This is a genomic window from Amycolatopsis jejuensis (genome assembly GCF_000717335.1).
GTDB lineage: Bacteria > Actinomycetota > Actinomycetes > Mycobacteriales > Pseudonocardiaceae > Amycolatopsis > Amycolatopsis jejuensis.
In genome coordinates this window covers 1-1886 of sequence record NZ_JNYZ01000079.1, presented here as the reverse complement: position 1 = coordinate 1886, position 1886 = coordinate 1, and the positions used below count along the sequence as shown (strand labels likewise).

Annotated in this window: 2 protein-coding genes; both read right to left on the bottom strand. The window is 67.6% G+C overall.

The genetic code is table 11. From position 1 onward, the window contains the following. Positions 1 to 289: hypothetical protein (locus OO71_RS45775; RefSeq protein ID WP_156096886.1), on the bottom strand; the 289-nt coding region annotated here is incomplete at its 3' end. 224 nt (positions 290 to 513) lie between these two features. Then, positions 514 to 1401, bottom strand: a complete 888-nt coding sequence (locus OO71_RS45770; RefSeq protein WP_245633986.1) for a tyrosine-type recombinase/integrase — start codon at positions 1399 to 1401, stop codon at positions 514 to 516. Positions 1402 to 1886: the final 485 nt, after the last annotated feature.

The window sequence follows — 1886 nt, the reverse complement described above, 5'->3', positions numbered from 1 at the left end:
TGGATGCGACCCGGTTGACGTGCTTCGGCTCGTAGTCCTCCGGGCAGGTGGGAGCGGGCGGGACCGACGCCAGCCAGGCTTCGGGGTTGTTGGCGTCCGGGGGCGCGATGGGGTTGGCGAGCCAGAGGTGGAAGAAACGCGCGGTGTCGCAGTAGCCGCGGATCGTGCGGGGGCTCTTGTTCTCCGCCGCGAGTGAGATGGCCTGCTCGTCGATCAAGCTCTGCCGGGGCGCGGGAGCGGGGATGAGTGCTCGGGTGCGCAGGTGAAAATCCTCAAATAGGAGTGTCACTGAGCGCTGTGCTAGCTCCCGTGCCGCATCCGGCGGCACGAAAAGGGGCTGAACCCGCAGGTCCAGCCCCTCAGGGTCAGGATGACAGGATGTGAACCTGCGACCCTCCGCTCCCCGGGGCGGAGGGTTGCAGGCCAAGTGAACCGTTGCACCGATTCGCGCTGAGCCGGGAGAGAATTCTCAAGGCTGCGTGCGTCGAGTTCTCTCTTGCGTAGGGGCCGCGCCTACTGTGGCGGCGTCAGGGCTGGCGGGTGCGGTTCCCCGGTGAGGGCGGCGAGTGCGGTGGCAACCTCGTCGATGGTGGCGCCGACGTAGGTGAGGGTGTTGCCGGAGCGGTCGCTGACCTGGGAGTGGCCAGCGTACGCGGCGGCGATGGCGTACCCGAAGTTGCGTTCGACCCACGTAAGTGTCGTGTAACGGAGCCAGTGTGAGGTGACGCCGAGCGTGGCTACCCAGGGGAGCCGTCGGCCGAGCTTCTTCCAAAGTTGATGGGAGTAGGCGAGGGCGATCGGCGTTCCGTTGCGATGGCGGAGCAGTTGCGCGGTCTTGTCCAGTTCAGGTGCGCGATGCTGAGTGTGGGCGACGAGCGCGGTCATGAGAGTCGGCGACACCGGCTGGTCTCGTACTGTGTTGCCCTTTTCCCGTAGCCGGATGGTGAGCTGTGTGGTGTCGAGGTCGCAGGGTCGCAAGGCGATTGAGCCGCCGCGTCGGCAGGCGGTTTCGGTGTGCAGCCGGAGGATCAGGGTGTCCAGCGCCGGGTCGACGCCGGTCGTCGCCGCGGCTTTGTTGATCTCAGCCAGTTGGGCCGGGGTGAGCGGCCTGCGGGGGCTGCGTTGCTTGGGCGGCTTTCTCAGCTCACGGGCGGGGTTGTTGTCGCGGGAGATCAGGCGGTCGGCGGCTGCGCAACGGTAGCGGAACTTGACTGCGTCGATGAAGTTGCAGCGTGCGCCGAGCCCGTCGCGAGAGTAGCTGCGTTGCGCGGCTCGTCCCTGCACTCCGGCGGAGAGGTTCACGATTTCGGTGGCCGTCGGTCCGTCGATGGGCCGGGCCGGGTCGGCGCGTCGCCTGAGCGTGAGGCTCGCTGCAATAGAATGCATGATCTCCCGAATCACGGGAGATTTCCCGGATCGAGGTGTTCGAGTCCCCCTCGGAGACACGCATTGTTCACCCGCGGAGAGGCCGTCAGATCGACGGCCCGGCGCGAATTCGGCTCTTCGTCCGGTTTGCCCGCCGGAGGGAGCAGCGGGAAACCGGCAGCGGCAGACCGGCGCCCTTGCCGCGGGCAGCGGGCCGAAAGCCTGGTGCGCAGCGACTCCGACCGGAGGTTCCTTCCGCAGCGTGGACAGTCCCGTGGCATGGGGCGGGCCACGTCGCGTCATGGTCGTTCCGGGTGGGCGCTACCGGCGGAGTTCAAACCCGGTCGGAGCAGCTCTGCGGCATCATTGCCGCTGGTACGGTCATGGCGTGCCGTGGCCCGGCTACCTGCCGTGCTTCCGTCCCCGGGCGCAGGTATCCGGATGAGAACCGAGGACGGTGCGGGCTCGGACGCTCACACACGGAATGTTCTCGGACACCGCTGACACTACACCCTTGGGGC